The sequence below is a fragment of the Desulfonatronospira thiodismutans ASO3-1 genome (assembly GCF_000174435.1).
Lineage (GTDB): Bacteria > Desulfobacterota > Desulfovibrionia > Desulfovibrionales > Desulfonatronovibrionaceae > Desulfonatronospira > Desulfonatronospira thiodismutans.
Map to the genome: position 1 here is coordinate 876,868 of NZ_ACJN02000003.1, position 14,536 is coordinate 891,403.

Here is a 14,536-nt window from a genome sequence, read left to right on the forward strand (position 1 = left end):
GGGGTTCCTCCTAAAGTTTCACCAGAACACGCTTCAGGGAAAACTTAGTTGAATTTAAGAAGTGGCGGAGGGAGAGAGATTCGAACTCCCGGACCCTTTCGGGTCTGCGGTTTTCAAGACCGCCGCCTTCAGCCACTCGGCCATCCCTCCGCATGATAAACAGACACAGGACGTGTCCAGGGTGTGAGTCAATATTCAGGCCCGCTGACTTTCAGGCCCTGGATATTGCTTTATATCTGTGGATATTTATAATATGCACATGGCTTCTGTCAACAAAGCCGCCTTTTAAGGTTGCTCCAGAAGCAGATTTCGAAAGGGGTACTGGTTTTTCCAGCGGTATGCATGAAAATCGCGTTCGTCGGTGCTTACGATACGGCCTTCGCCACTTTCTTCCGCCAGGAGAACAAGTGACGCATCAGCCAGGTCCATGGGCAGGTCCCTGAACTGATTCATCAATGCAATTACTCGGGGAAAATGAGATGCTTCCATGACAAATATCCCTACTCCCTGCGATTCTAAAGTATGCAGCCATGCCAGGGTCTTGGAAACTCCAATTCGCCCAAACATAAGATGCACACATTCCACGAGCACAGGCCATGTGGTCATCAGAGGCTCACGATTGTTGCGGAAAAAATCACAGCACAGCCCATGACTGGCATCACGGCGGTCAAGCAAGGCCAGCCAGGCACCGGTATCAACCAAAATCATGATATTTGCCGTATTTTTTTGAAAAGTCTACTTTGGTTTTGTAAGTTTTAGAAAGCTGTTCATCACTCTCAATGCAGCCCACAAAACCAATTTCATCCAGAGCTTGAAAAAGCGCAGAATCAGACGTGGTTGCAGCAGAAGAGGGCTCCGGCCTTTCAGACGGCAATCCGTGGCGTCTTTTGACAAACTGCACAAACTCCCACACTTCTTTTTGCAGGTCAGGGGGCAATGTCTCTATTTCGCTTTGAAAATCGATCCTGGAAGTCATAATGTCTACCTTGTCGGGAAATTCACAGGTTCAGCGCTAATGAGTTTTCATCCGGAAACGGTTCTTTTTCCTTTTGGCGGCGTCAATCTGTACAATTATTCGTCAACGTATTAAGATACGCCTCCTCATAATTGCTTGATTTCCTTGCCAAAAGAAAAAACTCCTCGTTTCCGGAAAGAAAACCAATAGCTTCAACATCCGGAAAGAAAGACTTTCCGGATGGAAACTAATGAGTTCGAAGTGACTGTTCAACTGCACTCAATGTGAGGCAGGACGAGTAATGCTTTGCCCTCATGCTGGTCTGCGGTTTTCAAGACCGCCGCCTTCAGCCACTCGGCCATCCCTCCGCATGATAAACAGACACAGGACGTGTCCAGGGTGTGAGTCAATATCCGGCCCGCTGACTTTCAGGCCCTGGATATTGCTTTATATCTGTGGATATTTATAATATGCACACAGCTTCTGTCAACAAAACCAGTGGAGGCTGAACCCTGAATCTTGACTTAAAAAAACAAACAACCCAAAACACACCCTGGCTTTTTTCGACAAATTCACCCTGCCGAATATTTGGTTGGCAGGTACTCCTGGCAAAGGAACTTGAAAAAAGGAACTGAAGGGCTTATTTACGGGCCTGGACGATAAGAATTATGGAGGCTGTCATGCAGACACACAACACCATTGAACAGAGGTTTCTCCAGGAAATCAAGGGCCTGGACCAGGATGAAGTCGAAAAAATAATCAAAATGGTCCGCTTTATGAAATCAGAAATTCTCAAGGCAAAACAGAAAAATACCAGGCCGGACCTAATGAAATATGCCGGATTTCTCAACGATCTTTCCCCTGATGAAAACGAGCTGTTCAATCAGGCTGTTCAGAGAAAGAGTATGTTCAAAGGGCGGGAACTGGAGTTATGAAAAAAGCCCTGCTGGATATAGATTTTTTCGCTGACACCCCATAGCATAACCTGCCACCAACCTCTTGTCATTGGTTATTAAAGATCCCGGCTCAACCGTCCTATACTTTCAAGACACAAAATACATGATCTATGTCAACGAAACATGTAAAGAATGAAAAAGATATCATGACCCACAAGGAAATCGATCAATACCATGCTCTGGCCCTTTTTTCCGGGGGGCTGGATTCCATATTGTCCATCAAGACTATCCAGGAGCAGGGTCTAAAGGTCCTGGGTCTGCACTTCTGCTCCCCCTTTTTCGGGAACCCGCAGAAGCTGGAGCACTGGGAGAAGGTGTACGGCCTGGATCTGCTGGCCCTGGACGTATCCCGGGAGTATGTGCAAATGCTTTGCAGCGGGCCGGAATTCGGCCTGGGAAAGCTGCTCAACCCATGTATTGACTGCAAGATCTTTATGCTTCAGAAGACGAGAGACCTGCTGGATAAATACGGGGCCGAGTTTGTCATTTCCGGTGAAGTACTGGGTCAGCGTCCCATGTCCCAGCGAAGGGACGCCCTGTTTGTCATCCTCAAGGAAGCCGGGTTAAAGGACCTGCTTTTAAGGCCCCTTTCAGCCAGGCACCTGCCGCCGACCAGGGCCGAGAGAGAAGGCCTGGTGGACCGCGGTCAGCTGCAGGCCATCTCCGGCAGGGGACGCAAGGAGCAGATGGCCCTGGCCAGAAAATACAACATTACCGAGATCCCCACTCCAGCTGGGGGATGCCGCCTGACAGACCAGGAATCATGCAAGAGATACCTGCCCCTTCTGCAGCATCACAGACCCGGGCCGGAGGACTTTGTCCTGGCCAACCAGGGCCGGCAGTTCTGGTGTGAATCCTACTGGATGACCATCGGCCGGGACAAGCAGGACAATGAACGCATACAGGAAATGGTCCGGGATGATGACTATATGTTCTGGCTCAAGATGCATCCAGGCCCCACCGGTCTTGGACGGAATATAACCGGATCGCCCTGGCCCGGTAAAGTCCTGCAGAGCGCTGCAGCCCTGGTGGGACATTACTCCCCCAGGGCCAGGAAATGCCTGCGCAAGGTAGACGTGACTGTGCAGCACAAAGGAGAGCAGACAGAGCTTTCAGTGTGGCCCGGACCGGACCTGGAAGGACTCTCCTGGGCCGAGCCGGTGTGGGATCAGGATGCGGCCAGGGGGCTTTTTGCAGTTTAATCCTGCACCAGTGTCACGTATATTGTAAAACACCCAAAACAAAAAAGGAGAACTATAAATGAGTACGCCCAGCGGCATGTATTACTATCCGGACCCAAGGAACAAGAAGGAGCGGATGTATGTCCGGGACAATGAGGGCAGCATCGAGTTCAGGCTGTGGAACCAGGACCAGCCGGAGATCTGGGAGAGGCACGGCTGGCTGGATATGGACATTATAAAACGGGCGGCGAAAATGTACGGGGATAAAAAACAGGACCCACTGAAACTGTATGACCTGGACATCGCCAGATCGCTTCTCAAGCAGAATAGGAAGGGATAATAAGATGCGGCTGCAAAAAGTCCCGGTTTCTCCACGCCCCTGCGCGGAAAATGAGCCCCTGAGAAAAAATATTGAAATAAGGAAGGGAGTTCATACAACCACCCCCGGCCCCTCCTTGGCTAAGGAGGGGAGTAGATGCCGGGTGTCCGTAAACATTCAGCGGGATGCCGAAACCGGCCAGTAATCAATACTGGGGACCCCCTGAATGGTTACGGGTGTCCTCTCGTGCCTGAAAAAAACTTTTTACAGACACATTAGACCAGACGGGAAGGATTAAAGCTCGGAAAAAAGGATCGCCCTGTTGCGGCCGGATTCCTTGGCGTGGTAGAGGGCCTTGTCAGCCGCTCCTATAAGCATTCCGGCGTCCCAGTCTTTCTGCAGTTCCGCCACTCCGATACTGACTGTAAAGTTGATGGAGTCTCCCAGACTTCCATCTTTTTTCCTGGGAATGAAATTGTAGCCCTGCACCTCGCGGCGCAGTTCCTCGGCCTGTACACCGGCCAGCTGTTCATCGGTGTCCTTAAAAATTATACACAGCTCTTCTCCTCCATAACGACAGGGATAACCGCTGCCCACCTCGGCATGCTCCTTGATGATCTTGGCCAGGGCCTTTAGCACATCATCCCCCACCTGATGCCCCCAGCTGTCGTTAATGGATTTGAAGTGATCCACATCTATCATGAGCAGGGCCAGGCGGGCATTATTTTCCAGGGCCTGCTCAGTCAAACTGTAAATCTTCTCGTCAAACCAGCTGCGATTATAGAGCGATCCCAGCAGATGGTCATACCTGGCATAGTGTTCCAGAGTTCTGGCCTTGTTTTCCCAGGAATCGGCCTCTTTTCTGGCCTGGGTTACTATCTCTTTTATTGTTCCCCGGATATAGCCGATGATCTCGCCGGGATCCTTGTTGTTTTCGATATCCGATACAGTCTGCTCCCCGAAATCCTCCAGGTCGGTGCTCTGGCGGTTGACTGATTTCCTGAACTCATCTGTGAGCAGCTGAATCTGGGACAGCAAAGTATTGGTGAACTTCTGCTCGTTGGCCAGCTTCTGTTCCATCAGCCCCAGGTTGTCCTGCAGGTTGCAGGTAAAAGCCTCTTCCATGCTGCGTATGATCCTGTCCAGGTTTTCCCCGGTGAACTCCTTTTTTTCTATTACTTGCAGAACCTCTCTTTGCAGCTGGTATTTCTTTTCTAACTCGATGGAGTTCATCCGGCTCATGAGATTGCGGATAAAAAAGATCACCGCTATCCATTCCGGCCGGTGCTCAACTCCCAGCCTGCACAGAGTACTGTTCAGTTCGTCCGGGGTAATGGACTTTGTGCTATTTTTTTTCTTGTTTGCTTCCATGCTTTTTTACCCGTCTGTCTGACACTGGGGGCAGAAACAGGAACTTCGGCCTGCGACCTTTGTACTCTCAAGATTAGCCCCGCATTCCGGACAAGGCAACCCTTTTTTGCCGTACACTTTAAAATTTTCCTGAAAAAGCCCGGCCACCCCCAGGGCGTTGCGATAGTCCCGGAAAGAGCTTCCCCCGGCCTGAATGGCCTCCTGCAGTACCTGCTGCAGGCTGCAGTGCAGAGCCTCCAGTTGATCCCCGGACAGATCAACGGCCCGGGTGCAGGGATGAATCCCGGCCATGTACAGGGCCTCATCAGCATAAATATTGCCGATGCCGGCTATAACCTGCTGATCCAGCAGAAGGGACTTGATGCGGGCCTTTCTGCCCTGAAAAATATCTGTAAAGTCCTGTGAGGAAAGGTGCAGGGGCTCAGGTCCAAGGCCGCGGTAAAAATCCCAGGATTCAAGTTCCGGCGGTGTCAGCGCTGTTACATAGCCGAACCTGCGCTGGTCGTCAAAAAAGACATAGACCTCGTCTCCCAGGTCCAGAATAAGGTGCGTATGCTTTCCCGGCTGGACACCCTTGTCCGGCACCCAGACCTTGCCGGTCATTTTCAGATGAAACACCAAGTGTAAAGGCCCGTCGAGATCCAGGATAAGAAGCTTGGCCCTTCGCCGCACATCCAAGACTTTACGGCCCAGAAGCCTTCTTTGAAACTCAAGCTCATCACCGCGTACCACCCGGGCCTGCATCAGAAATATATCCCGGATGGACCTGCCGCTTACCAGGGGGGCAAGCCCCGCAGCTATGGTTTCTACTTCTGGAAGTTCCGGCAAGGCTACTCTTCCCGTGGAAGCTCCAGCTTAAGGCTCTTGATGCCTGCTTTTCGAAGCACCTTAAAAACCACCGGTTCCCCGGTCTTTGAGGCTTTGACAGCGGCATCGTGCAGATCTGACATCCCGTGTACGGCCCGGCTGTTTACGCCAATTATCTCATCACCCTTCTGAAAACCGGCCCTGTCGGCAGCGCTGTCTTCCACCACGCCGTGAACCACCAGGACATCATCCTGCCTGGACATTATAAGCCCCAGGCGCATGCGGCCATGCTGGGCCTGGGCAGGAGGGCAATAGAAATAAAGGGGATTGTCCGGGCTTATGTCCTCCACGTCTCGTACCGGCAGGACCCTGGTCACCCGGGCATCTCCATCCTGCTTAAGCAGGCGGTGCTCTATACCCCAGCCCATGCGCACATGCTCGCTGCCGGCCAGAACCACGACAGGCAGGGAATGCTCGAAACCAAACTGTTCGGCCATTTCCGCCATCTTGGAATCCCAGGTGGACTGGGCCTGAATAAAGTGCTGCAGTTCGGAACGATCCTCCGGAACAAACTCCTGGTGCATTTCATACTGCTTTTCCAGGAAAGAGAGCTGTTCTTCAGGGGGCATGGTAATCTTATCCGGCAGATACCTGCGGTCCTCCTCATCCAGGCTGTCCAGGCCGTAGTGGCTGATGCTGCGGGTGACTTCCGAGGGCAGATTAAGGGCCTTTACTGGTACCCCGTGCTCCCTGGCGGCCTCAAAAACAGGTCTGTACAGATCGAAATCGTATCCCCAGGTTTCGCTCCAGTCCAGTCTGTCCGGCAGTTCTTCCAGGGAAATTTCCCCCCTGTTGAAGCTGTCCAGGACCTCCTGCCGGCGTACATTGACCATCTCCAGCCCCAGGACATGGTCAACTCCGGACTGGGCCAGAAGGTGCACGATCCTGGCCTGGACCTTGTGATCGCATGGGTTGTTGTGGGATTCGCCCAATAAAATGAAATCATTGTCCCTTATCCTGTCCACCATCTCCTTGGAAGTCAGTCGCTCGCCGTCGCCGGTATAGAACTCACCGGGCTGCGGAGCGGGTTCTTCAATATGAACAGGCATTTTGGGTGCACAAGCGGCGACCATGAGCAAAGCAAGGCATAAGAAAAAAAGTCTGGCTATTCCCATGTTCTCTTGTCCTCGATGGGCCTTACCTGGGGAGGCAGGGTCCCTGGGGCCAGTATTTGCAGCTCAGGCCTGATCTTGATCTTTTCCCTGAAGATATGCAGCAGTTCCGCCTCCCTTTTAAAGCTGGAGGCCTCAATGTAAAGGGTCATTTCGTCAATTCCCCCGGGGTTGGTAACCTCGATCTGCCACCTCTTGATCTCCTCGAACCCGGCCATGACCTGTTCCACCTGGTGAGGATAGACAAACATGCCCTTGATCCTGGCGGTGGTGTCCACCCGTCCCACTATATTGCCCAGCCTGGGCGAGGTCCGGCCGCAGGGGCAGGGGCTGTGATCTATATAGGAAAGGTCCCCGGTAGCCAGGCGGATCAGCGGATAGGTCTTATTGAAGGAGGTGACCACTATCTCGCCAACCTCCCCTTCCTTGAGGGGAATGCCGGTATCCGGGTGGCAGATCTCCACGAAAGTCCGGTTGGACACGTGCAGGCCGTTCTTGTGAAAGCATTCGTACCCGATGCTGCCCACATCGGCTGTGCCGTAGCCCTGACGCATGATGAGATCGAACTTCTTCTCAAGGGTGGAGCGCACTTTCTCGGAAAACTTTTCCCCGGTGACAAAGGCCACTTCCAGAAACAGGTCCTTGCGCAGGTTGAGCCCCTTTTCCTCCCCTTTCTGGGCCAGATGCATAAGGTAACTTGGAGTGCCCACAAAACCGGTTACCCTGAGCTTCTGCATCACCTCCAGCTGAGTATTGGTGTTGCCGGGCCCTGCTGGAACCACGGAACAGCCGATATTTCTCAGGGGCTCTTCAAACATGAGTCCGGCCGGGGCCAGGTGGTAGCTGAAGGTGACCTGGACGATGTCCCCTGTCCTGAAACCGGTAGCATAAAAACCTTCCGTCCATCCCCAGTAATCATCAGTACGGTCCTCTGGATCGAAAATGGGACCGGGGGAAAGAAAGATCCGTCTCAGCTCCCCCAGGTCCTTGGTCAACAGGCCCCCCAGGCGTGGTCCCATGGACTGCAGAAATATAAGCTCTTTTTTCTTTAAAATGGGAATATGCTTCAGATCCCCCAGGGTCTTGAACTTGTCCACGTAAAACTGCGCCCGGTCGAATCTCTTTTTCACGTCCTCGGAGTACCTGTATGCATAGCTCAAAAGATCCTTGAGCTGAATCTGGTAGTATTTCTGCCTTTCGCTTTGATCCAGGACTTCCTTCCTGGTCAGGATGCCTTCGGTTCGATCCTTTCGGGTCATTATGATTTTCCTCCTCCTGAGGGGTGCTTTTCGCAGGATTAGAGTCAGGGATTAAAATTTAAAAAATAACATTATACCTATATTCATAAGCAAATTCAAGAAAAATCTACTTCATGCTTCAACCACGCGAGCTTTAATCATTTTCAGTCCCAGGGTATGTGCTGACTGTAACCATTCAAGGGGTGCCAGCAATCGCCACCGGGAATAGGCCTGAGGCGTACTCCCCAGCCGTGAGCGGCAGAGCCGCCCGTGTGCAACGAAGTTGCCCGTGCCAAAAAAATCTTCTCTGGCACGGGAAGCCTTCAGGCTTCACACCCGACTAAAATGCGCTTTGCTGTCCTGCGGAATTTTAGCGGGCAGGCAGGTGCTCCGCACACACGGTTTTAAAGAATAAAAATCCCCAGCAAGGCATTGCCCACATGGCAGACAGGCAAATTGGCATATCTCCCCCCTGAAGAGTTACTGTTGACTTGTGTATGTCTACAGGGCTAAGTTAAAGTCTATGTAATGATTTACAATCAACCATGATAACACTTTTGCCAGAACAAGAGTGAACCCAAGGCGTGCTGAACAGTTACGCCAGTTTTTTTAAACCTGCAAAACCACCCGGACTGCTGCATGGAATTTGAAAGTTTTTTTCCTGTCCTGGCCCTGATAGTGGGGCTTTGCCTGGGCAGCTTCTACAACGTCTGCATCCACCGTTATGTTACCGGCCAGTCCATAGTCCTGCCGGGATCTCACTGCCCGGGATGCGGGCACATCCTGTCCTGGTGGGAAAACATTCCCCTGATCAGTTACGTGCTGCTGCTGGGCAGATGCCGCTCATGCAGACAGGGCATAAGTCCGGTCTACCCTGTCGTGGAAAGCCTGTCGGGAATACTGGCCCTCTTTCTGGCTCTCAAATTCGGCTTCGGCCTGGAGTGGCTGGCTTACATGCTTTTTTTCGGCCTGCTTATTGTGGCTTCCTTTATTGACCTGAAAATATACATACTGCCCGATATCATCACCCTGCCCGGGGCTTTGCTGGCCTTTGGCGCGTCATTTATCCTGCCTGTCTTCTGGCTGGACGCACTGCTGGGGGCGCTTCTGGGCGCGGGACTGTTCTGGAGCCTGCAATGGGCCTACAGGACATTCAAAAAAGTCGAAGGCCTGGGTACCGGAGACATAAAACTCATGCTTATGCTGGGGGCCTTAGTGGGCTGGCAGGGGCTTCCAATCCAGATATTCGCCGCAGCCCTGACCGGACTGGCAGCTTCACTTATATACATGAAAAAGACCCCCGGAGGAGGAATGCAGACCCCCATTCCCTTCGGCCCCTTTCTGGCCCTGGGAGCAGTGATATATATCCTGGCCGGCGAAAATATATGGACCTGGTATCTGGGTGGTTGATAAAGCGCTTTTGGCATTGCCTTTTCAAGACGAAAGAATTATCTCTTGTGCCTGAAACAACAACAAAATCACTGGAGAAAACATGTTCACACAGCCGGAAAAGTCACTGAAAATCTACAAAAAACGCAAAAAACCCCTGGAACAGAAATCATTTCTCCCTAAAGAACTTACCCAGCTTGTAGACTTTATCATAAAAAATCAGCTGGAAGCCGCGGAAAAGGCTTCTCCGGAAAACAATCCCCACACATCGCTTGCATCAAGCCATGAAGTACTCAGCGGCAAGCCGCTTCTACCCAGGGAGGAGTTCCCCCTGGACTTCAAGACGTCCAGAGAACTGGCCCTGAAAATCCTCAAGTTCATGGCTGATTCCAACGAACACCTGGTCCAGTCAATGGAGGTCATCCAGAAAGAGATGGACAGCGACCCGGAATTTCTGGACATGGCCATGAAAAAATACCTTGAAGGCGACGACGACTTCTTTCGCTCCTTTGGAGAAAAAACGCCTTCAGCACCCAGGAGTCTGAACTTCCTGGTCCAGTCCGCGGCCGCCCCTTCCCTGGCGAAAACCGCCGACTCCTTAAGCCTGGCCCTGCCCGCCCAGCAGACTTTTCAGTCAGGGCACTGTCCCGTATGCGGCAGCCTGCCCTATATAGCAGAGTTAAGAGAAAAACAGGGATTTCGCTACCTGCACTGCAGTTTCTGCCACACCGCATACCGTTTCAAAAGAATGGCCTGCCCGTATTGCGCCGTGGAAAAAAGCGACTCCTTTGAATACTTTCATACGAGGGAAATTCCCGGGTTCAGGGTGGATCTCTGCACATCCTGCAATATGTACATTAAGACAATGGACTTCAGGGAAATGGACAAAAAGGCACTGCCCCCGCTGGACGACCTGGAATCACTGCCCCTGGACATCAAGGCCAAGGAAGAGGGATATATCCGCCCCACCCTGTCAGCCTGGGGCTTCTAAGATTTTTGCCTTTTAAAGCAAATGACTGCTCAAGACTTAAGCGCGGTCATCCTTGCAGGCGGAAAAAGCACCCGCCTGGGCAGGGATAAGACCCGGGTCAGGATACAGGGGCAGACCCTGGTCCAGCGCATGGTCTCCCTGGCCCGCAGGTTCTGCCGGAGCACCTGGGTGGTGGGACAGCACCCGGAGCAGGTCGACGCACCCTGGATGCTTGATGAAATTCCGGGCATAGGCCCCATGGGAGGGATAATCACAGCCCTTAAAAGGCTCAGCTCTCCCTGCCTTGTCCTGGCCTGTGACCTGCCTGCCATGCATGAGGACTTGCTTGCCAGGCTTATTGCACACAGAAGCTCCTCTCCCGGCAGACAGTGCATGACCACTTTTATGCAGGAGCAAACCGGTTACATCGAATCCCTGGTGGCCGTTTACGAAACCCGCTGCCTGGACCTGCTCCTTGCCTCTTATGAGAAGGGATGCTACAGGTTGAGCACAGCCGTGCCTCCGGAATACCGCCTGCATATCCCTTACGGGATCCAGGAGGAGCACTTTTTCTTCAATGTAAACTACCCCGGGGACCTGGAAAAGATTCTTGCTGAAGTCAATCCAGGCACTCTGACAGGGTAAAGTGTATGTCATTTATTCAAGCCGCAGGAATTATGGGGGCTGTCTATCTCCTTCTTGCCGGACAACCTGCCTGGGCCGGACAGGGGACAATCTACTACTACCAGGATGAATCCGGTACGCACCATTTCACAGACCTGCCCACTTCGCAGAAATACCGGCCCTTTGCCTTTTTCGGTCGCACCCAGGAGAAGACACCCGGACAACTGGAGCAAAGCATAGTGACCTACAGCAGGCGTTACCAGGTGGATCCCGATCTGATCCGGGCCATGATCCAGGTGGAGTCCAATTTCGACGCCCGGGCGGTATCTCTGGCCGGAGCCCAGGGTCTGATGCAGATCATGCCCGAGACGCAAAAAGACCTGGGCCTGAAAGACCCCTTTGACGCAGATTCCAATGTGGAGGCCGGCGTCAGGTACTACAGATGGCTTTTAAACCGCTTTCAGGACACCGAGCTTGCCCTGGCTGCATATAATGCCGGCCCGTCCAGGGTGGAAAAATATGGTGGCATCCCTCCTTTTGAGGAAACCGTAAACTATGTTGACAGGGTCCTGGACATTTACAACAACTCCAAACAGGTCCGGTGAAAACCATGTTCAATCTGCCCAACAGCCTGACATTCGCCCGAATTGCCACTGTTCCCATTATAGTAATCCTTCTCTATTTTCCTTCCAGGACTACTGCGGCGGCAGCCATGCTCATCTTTATCATAGCTTCCCTGACCGACCTCTTTGACGGTCTTCTGGCCAGGCGATACAACCAGGTAACCAAAATGGGCAAGTTCCTGGACCCCCTGGCAGACAAAATCCTCATTACAGCAGTACTCATAATGCTGGTGCACAACAGCTGGCTGCATGCCTGGATTGCCATAGTGATAATCACCAGGGAGATAACCGTCACCGGATTAAGAGCCATTGCTGCGGAGCAAAGCATTGTCATATCCGCTGACAGGTACGGCAAACTGAAAACCATTTTCCAGGTTGTAGCCCTTTGTCCTCTGATGCTTCATTACCCCTGGTGGGGTTTTGATCCCACCCTGCTGGGACAGATCCTGATTCACATCGCCATGATCCTGGCGGTTGTTTCCGGGATCAATTATCTGAGGGTGTTTTACGTGCAGGCCTTTCGGTAACCAGAAGACAGGAATCAGGGATCAGGGGTCAGAAGGCAGGAACCAGAAGTCAGAAATAAGAAATAAGAGGACAGAGGTCAGAAGGCAGGGGACAAAAACGTTCAAGATACCAAGGGAGATGACACATGGCTCAGATAGATGCTTTTTTCAAGATGATGCATGAACTTGGGGCTTCGGACCTGCATCTTTCCACGGGTTCTCAGCCCATCATCCGCCTGCACGGCGAACTGCAGCGCATCAAGTACAAGGCCCTGGAAAACGAAGAACTGAAAAAAATGCTTTATGAAATCACCCCGGAAAACAAGGTCAAGGTCTTCGAGGAAACCGGGGATGTGGACTTTTCCTATGAAGTGCCCAACGTGGCCAGATACAGGGTCAATTTCTTCTGGCAGCGACTGGGCGTAGCTGCAGTCTTCCGGGAGATTCCCCAGAAAATCCTGTCCATTGAGGATCTCGGCCTGCCCGGGATCATGAAGCGCCTGGCCATGCTGCCCAAGGGGCTGGTCCTGGTCACCGGACCCACCGGAAGCGGAAAATCCACCACCCTGGCCGCATGCATCGACTACGCCAACAAGACCCGCAAGGATCATATCCTGACCATTGAAGATCCCATAGAATTTGTGCACCAGCCAGAAAACTGCCTGATAAACCAGCGCGAGGTGGGCCGGGATACCCAGAGCTTCAAATCCGCCCTTCGCGGAGCCCTGCGCGAAGACCCGGACATCATCCTGGTGGGAGAACTGCGGGACCTGGAAACCATTGAACTGGCCCTGGAAGCCTCGGAGACAGGCCACCTGGTATTCGGCACCCTGCATACTATTTCCGCTTCCAAGACCATCGACCGCATTATCGAAGTTTTTCCCGGTGAAATGCAGGGGCAGATACGATCCAGCCTGTCCGAATCCCTGCGGGCCATCATCGCCCAGAGCCTGTTCAAGCGCATAGACAAGCCCGGAAGGGTGGCCGCCCTGGAAATTCTCATCGCCACCCCTGCAGTTAGAAACCTCATACGGGAAAACAAAAACTTCCAGATAAATTCCGTCATTGAAACCGGAAAAAAATTCGGCATGCAGACTCTGGACGAATCCATCATGAAACACCTGCAGCAAAGCCGCATCGACCCTGAAGACGCCTACAACAAGGCCGTTAACAAGGCCAAGTTTAAAGATTATCTCAAAGACACCCCCCAGGACTTTACAGAGGTGTAACTATGCTCAAATCGCAGCTGAATCACATCATTGGACAGATACTCTCAAAGCACCCGGACCTGTCGGATATCATCCTCACCGCGGGCAAGCCCATCCAGGTAGAGGTCCACGGGCAGCTGGCCGATGCCCGCATCAGCCCGGATATGGGCAACCTGGTTCCCTTCCAGGTGGAAGCCATGGCTATGGCCATGATGGGAAGCGATCTAAGACTTTACCGGGACCAGGCCCGCACAGGCTCCTGTGATCTGTCCTACGAACTGCCCGGGCAGTCCAGGTTCAGGGTCAACGTGTTCGGGCAGAAGGGTTCTCTGGCCGTGGTCATGCGCAAGCTTGCCATGCATGTCCCCAGCCTGGAGGATCTGGCCCTGCCGCAGATATTTCAGGATATGGCCAGGGAAAAATACGGACTGATCCTGGTCACCGGAGGCACCGGAACCGGTAAATCCACCTCCCTTGCGGCCCTCATCAACGAAATAAACTCCAGGGAAAGCAAGCACATCGTCACCCTGGAAGACCCGGTGGAATTTACCCATCCCCACAAAAAAGGGGTAATCAATCAAAGGGAAATGGGCAGGGACTTCGACAGCTTCGCCTCGGGCCTGCGGGCTGCTCTGCGCCAGGCTCCCAAAGTAATCCTGGTGGGGGAAATAAGAGACCGGCAAACAGTGGGCATTGCCCTGGAAGCAGCCGAAACAGGCCACTTAGTCCTGGGCACCCTGCATACCAGCGATGCCGGCCAGACCGTCAACCGCATCATAGCCATGTTTGAATTAAGCGAAGAACAGCTCATCCGCTCCAGGCTGGCGGACAGCCTCAAATACGTGGTCTCCCAGAGGCTTCTGCCCAGGACTGACGGCGGACGCGTGGCCGCCTTCGAGATCCTGAGCTCCAACCTGCGCATACGCGACGTAATCATGAACGGGGAAACCGAGGAAAAGACCTTTTACAATGTTATTTCCGCAGGAGAGACTTACGGCATGGCCACGTTTGACCAGTACCTCATGCGGCTTTACAAGGAAGGTATAATAGCCGAAGAGACGGCCATGTTAAGCGCCTCGGACAAGTCCCGTCTGAAGCAGATGATAGACAGGGAGAAATCCCTCAAGGGCGAGAAAGTCACGGATATAGACGGTCTGGAACTGGACCTGGACTATGAAAACAGAAACAGGTAAGATGCACATACACCTTTCATGGAC

Annotated in this window: 16 protein-coding genes and 1 tRNA gene; 10 read left to right on the forward strand and 7 right to left on the reverse strand. The window is 52.7% G+C overall.

What is annotated here, in order from left to right; genetic code table 11:
• Positions 1-62: 62 nt before the first annotated feature.
• The 3 genes from DTHIO_RS15950 to DTHIO_RS15960 form a co-directional block, all read right to left on the reverse strand.
• Positions 63-150: transfer RNA gene (locus tag DTHIO_RS15950), tRNA-Ser, on the reverse strand.
• A 135-nt stretch (positions 151-285) separates the two neighbouring features.
• Positions 286-708 (reverse strand): type II toxin-antitoxin system VapC family toxin, encoded by a 423-nt coding sequence (locus DTHIO_RS15955; protein WP_008871292.1) that lies wholly within the window; start codon positions 706-708, stop codon positions 286-288.
• Entirely contained in the window at positions 695-901 is a 207-nt protein-coding gene (locus DTHIO_RS15960; RefSeq protein ID WP_208596429.1) for a hypothetical protein, read from the reverse strand. The genes DTHIO_RS15955 and DTHIO_RS15960 overlap by 14 nt, the downstream gene beginning before the upstream one ends.
• A 734-nt stretch (positions 902-1,635) precedes the next feature.
• Here DTHIO_RS15960 and DTHIO_RS15965 point away from each other — a divergent pair.
• The 3 genes from DTHIO_RS15965 to DTHIO_RS15975 all read left to right on the forward strand — a co-directional run bounded on the left by DTHIO_RS15965 (position 1,636) and on the right by DTHIO_RS15975 (position 3,432).
• A complete protein-coding gene (locus tag DTHIO_RS15965) occupies positions 1,636-1,890 on the forward strand; it encodes a hypothetical protein (RefSeq protein WP_008871294.1) in 255 nt (84 codons plus the stop codon).
• Positions 1,891-2,021: 131 nt separating this feature from the next.
• The gene (locus tag DTHIO_RS15970; protein WP_244156383.1) at positions 2,022-3,113 is read left to right on the forward strand and encodes a tRNA(5-methylaminomethyl-2-thiouridylate) methyltransferase; all 1,092 of its coding nucleotides are present in this window, start codon (positions 2,022-2,024) and stop codon (positions 3,111-3,113) included.
• Between the two features lie 58 nt (positions 3,114-3,171).
• Positions 3,172-3,432 carry a hypothetical protein gene (locus DTHIO_RS15975; RefSeq protein WP_008871296.1) on the forward strand — a complete coding sequence of 87 codons (261 nt, stop codon included), beginning with the start codon at positions 3,172-3,174 and terminating at the stop codon, positions 3,430-3,432.
• Positions 3,433-3,705: 273 nt separating this feature from the next.
• Here the strand turns inward: DTHIO_RS15975 and DTHIO_RS20060 are convergent, their stop codons facing one another.
• The 4 genes from DTHIO_RS20060 to DTHIO_RS16000 are packed head-to-tail and all read right to left on the reverse strand — an operon-like array spanning position 3,706 to position 8,020.
• Positions 3,706-4,782 carry a GGDEF domain-containing protein gene (locus DTHIO_RS20060; RefSeq protein ID WP_008871298.1) on the reverse strand — a complete coding sequence of 359 codons (1,077 nt, stop codon included), beginning with the start codon at positions 4,780-4,782 and terminating at the stop codon, positions 3,706-3,708.
• 6 nt (positions 4,783-4,788) lie between these two features.
• A complete protein-coding gene (gene mutM, locus DTHIO_RS15990; protein ID WP_008871299.1) occupies positions 4,789-5,610 on the reverse strand; it encodes a bifunctional DNA-formamidopyrimidine glycosylase/DNA-(apurinic or apyrimidinic site) lyase in 822 nt (273 codons plus the stop codon).
• Positions 5,611-5,612: 2 nt separating this feature from the next.
• Positions 5,613-6,698, reverse strand: coding sequence for a ChaN family lipoprotein (locus tag DTHIO_RS15995; protein WP_161598691.1), 1,086 nt, complete (start codon positions 6,696-6,698; stop codon positions 5,613-5,615).
• 56 nt (positions 6,699-6,754) lie between these two features.
• Positions 6,755-8,020, reverse strand: a complete 1,266-nt coding sequence (locus DTHIO_RS16000; RefSeq protein ID WP_008871301.1) for a phenylacetate--CoA ligase family protein — start codon at positions 8,018-8,020, stop codon at positions 6,755-6,757.
• A gap of 618 nt (positions 8,021-8,638) precedes the next feature.
• Between DTHIO_RS16000 and DTHIO_RS16005 the strand changes: the two genes are divergently transcribed.
• From DTHIO_RS16005 to DTHIO_RS16035, 7 genes are all read left to right on the forward strand, one after another.
• Complete coding sequence (locus DTHIO_RS16005) at positions 8,639-9,409, forward strand: prepilin peptidase (RefSeq protein WP_008871302.1); 771 nt, start codon at positions 8,639-8,641, stop codon at positions 9,407-9,409.
• Positions 9,410-9,491: 82 nt separating this feature from the next.
• The gene (locus DTHIO_RS16010; protein WP_008871303.1) at positions 9,492-10,379 is read left to right on the forward strand and encodes a formate dehydrogenase accessory protein FdhE; all 888 of its coding nucleotides are present in this window, start codon (positions 9,492-9,494) and stop codon (positions 10,377-10,379) included.
• Between the two features lie 21 nt (positions 10,380-10,400).
• Positions 10,401-11,003: a molybdenum cofactor guanylyltransferase gene (gene mobA / locus DTHIO_RS16015; RefSeq protein ID WP_008871304.1), complete on the forward strand. Its 603-nt coding sequence runs from the start codon at positions 10,401-10,403 to the stop codon at positions 11,001-11,003.
• Positions 11,004-11,008: 5 nt separating this feature from the next.
• A complete protein-coding gene (locus tag DTHIO_RS16020; RefSeq protein WP_008871305.1) occupies positions 11,009-11,587 on the forward strand; it encodes a transglycosylase SLT domain-containing protein in 579 nt (192 codons plus the stop codon).
• A gap of 5 nt (positions 11,588-11,592) precedes the next feature.
• A complete protein-coding gene (pgsA, locus tag DTHIO_RS16025; protein WP_008871306.1) occupies positions 11,593-12,132 on the forward strand; it encodes a CDP-diacylglycerol--glycerol-3-phosphate 3-phosphatidyltransferase in 540 nt (179 codons plus the stop codon).
• A 125-nt stretch (positions 12,133-12,257) separates the two neighbouring features.
• Complete coding sequence (locus tag DTHIO_RS16030; protein ID WP_008871307.1) at positions 12,258-13,340, forward strand: type IV pilus twitching motility protein PilT; 1,083 nt, start codon at positions 12,258-12,260, stop codon at positions 13,338-13,340.
• Between the two features lie 2 nt (positions 13,341-13,342).
• Entirely contained in the window at positions 13,343-14,512 is a 1,170-nt protein-coding gene (locus DTHIO_RS16035; RefSeq protein ID WP_008871308.1) for a type IV pilus twitching motility protein PilT, read from the forward strand.
• The last annotated feature ends 24 nt before the right edge of the window (positions 14,513-14,536 follow it).

Bases quoted from the DNA above. Each gene is read 5' to 3' on its own strand.
- DTHIO_RS15965 (WP_008871294.1), top strand. From the start codon at position 1,636: ATGCAGACACACAACACCATTGAACAGAGGTTTCTCCAGGAAATCAAG.
- mobA (WP_008871304.1), top strand. From the start codon at position 10,401: ATGACTGCTCAAGACTTAAGCGCGGTCATCCTTGCAGGCGGAAAAAGC.
- DTHIO_RS20060 (WP_008871298.1), bottom strand. From the start codon at position 4,782: ATGGAAGCAAACAAGAAAAAAAATAGCACAAAGTCCATTACCCCGGAC.
- pgsA (WP_008871306.1), top strand. From the start codon at position 11,593: ATGTTCAATCTGCCCAACAGCCTGACATTCGCCCGAATTGCCACTGTT.
- DTHIO_RS16020 (WP_008871305.1), top strand. From the start codon at position 11,009: ATGTCATTTATTCAAGCCGCAGGAATTATGGGGGCTGTCTATCTCCTT.
- DTHIO_RS16005 (WP_008871302.1), top strand. From the start codon at position 8,639: ATGGAATTTGAAAGTTTTTTTCCTGTCCTGGCCCTGATAGTGGGGCTT.
- DTHIO_RS15995 (WP_161598691.1), bottom strand. From the start codon at position 6,698: ATGCCTGTTCATATTGAAGAACCCGCTCCGCAGCCCGGTGAGTTCTAT.
- DTHIO_RS16000 (WP_008871301.1), bottom strand. From the start codon at position 8,020: ATGACCCGAAAGGATCGAACCGAAGGCATCCTGACCAGGAAGGAAGTC.
- DTHIO_RS15970 (WP_244156383.1), top strand. From the start codon at position 2,022: ATGTCAACGAAACATGTAAAGAATGAAAAAGATATCATGACCCACAAG.
- DTHIO_RS15955 (WP_008871292.1), bottom strand. From the start codon at position 708: ATGATTTTGGTTGATACCGGTGCCTGGCTGGCCTTGCTTGACCGCCGT.
- DTHIO_RS16030 (WP_008871307.1), top strand. From the start codon at position 12,258: ATGGCTCAGATAGATGCTTTTTTCAAGATGATGCATGAACTTGGGGCT.
- DTHIO_RS16010 (WP_008871303.1), top strand. From the start codon at position 9,492: ATGTTCACACAGCCGGAAAAGTCACTGAAAATCTACAAAAAACGCAAA.
- DTHIO_RS15975 (WP_008871296.1), top strand. From the start codon at position 3,172: ATGAGTACGCCCAGCGGCATGTATTACTATCCGGACCCAAGGAACAAG.
- DTHIO_RS16035 (WP_008871308.1), top strand. From the start codon at position 13,343: ATGCTCAAATCGCAGCTGAATCACATCATTGGACAGATACTCTCAAAG.